The organism is uncultured Maritalea sp., from assembly GCF_937139385.1.
GTDB classification, from domain to species: Bacteria; Pseudomonadota; Alphaproteobacteria; order Rhizobiales; family Devosiaceae; genus Maritalea; species Maritalea porphyrae_A.
Genome location: NZ_CAKZPW010000265.1, coordinates 1 through 1407 on the forward strand (window position 1 = coordinate 1; position 1407 = coordinate 1407).

The following is a 1407-nucleotide window of genomic DNA, read 5'->3' on the forward strand; positions in this document are numbered from 1 at the left end:
ATTTTTTTGATGATGGAAAAACTTATGAGTAATGCTGAATATTCTAATTCATCATTTGGCCCCGAAACGGTGCTCACACACTTGGGACGAAACCCAAGTGACCAAAATGGATTCGTCAACACCCCTGTTGTGCGTGGCTCGACAGTCTTATTTGATTCTCACGAAGACCTTTTGGCGGGCAAAAGTCCTTACAAATATGGGCGCCATGGCAACCCCACCAACGATGCGGTAAAGGACGTCATTACTCAACTCGAGTGTGCGTACGATACATTGCTAACGCCTTCGGGCCTTAGCGCAATCAGCACAACATTGCTCGCAGTGGCACATGCTGGTGACCATGTGCTTATTAGTGATAGTTCATATGAACCTACGCGTCACTTTTGCGAAACGGTGTTGCGTGCCAACAATGTTGATGTTGAGTACTACGATCCGCGAATCGGCAATAGAATCAGCACACTGATCCGCACCAATACAAAAGCAATTCACACCGAATCGCCAGGGTCCCTCACTTTTGAAGTTCAAGATTTGCCCGCAATTGTTGAAGCGCGCGGAGATCGGGATATTGCGATCATTGCTGATAATAGCTGGGCGACGCCACTCTATTACAAACCATTGGAAATGGGCGCGGACATCGTTATTCACGCGGGCACCAAAATGTTTGTTGGGCACTCAGATGTTTTGTTTGGCACCATCTCAGCAAATGAGAAATGGGCGGACAAGGTAAAAGCAACTTATACAGCACTAGGAGTGTGCGTTTCCCCAGAGGACAGTTTTTTGGTGGCGCGGGGCTTGCGCACGCTTGCCATCCGCATGAAAGAACACGAGAGACGGGCCTTGGAATTGGCACAGTGGCTTGAAGCAAATCCAATCGTCGAGAAGGTCTTTCACCCGGCCCTACCCCAACATCCTGATCACGATGTTTTTATGCGTGATTTCACTGGTTCGGGCTCACTTTTTGGCTTTTCGCTGCTCCCAGCGCCACAAAATGCAGTTTCTGAACTTTTGAATCACTTGCGGCTGTTCGGCATGGGCTATTCTTGGGGCGGTTTTGAGAGCCTCATATTGCCCATTACGATCAAAAACCAACGATCCGCGACCAAATGGTTGGAAAAAGGCAATCTGTTTAGAGTGCATGTTGGCTTGGAGGATTTTGACGACCTAAAGTCAGACTTGGCCGATGGATTTGAGCGCTACAAATTGGCGGCAGATCTTTAAACTGTCGATCGCGCATGTTTGCGCTTACGAAACAATCTTTTAAAGGGCGTTAGCATTCGATTCTTTCGCCCTTTGTCTTTTGCACTGAACAATAGACCCCGCTTGCCAAATTGCTCTCGCACCCAAAACGCGCCTATTGTACCCAAACCCGTGCCAACAAATACATCGGACAAATAGTGCGCGCTGTCGACA

Annotated in this window: 2 protein-coding genes; one reads left to right on the forward strand and one right to left on the reverse strand. The window is 48.3% G+C overall.

Features of this window, described 5'->3' with window-relative positions; translation table 11 throughout:
• On the forward strand, positions 1–1215 hold a 1215-nt coding region (metC, locus tag Q0231_RS10905), incomplete at its 5' end, for a cystathionine beta-lyase (protein ID WP_367274489.1).
• Here the strand turns inward: metC and Q0231_RS10910 are convergent.
• The coding region (locus Q0231_RS10910) for a hypothetical protein (RefSeq protein WP_299347694.1) at positions 1212–1407 on the reverse strand (196 nt) is incomplete at its 5' end. The genes metC and Q0231_RS10910 overlap by 4 nt on opposite strands.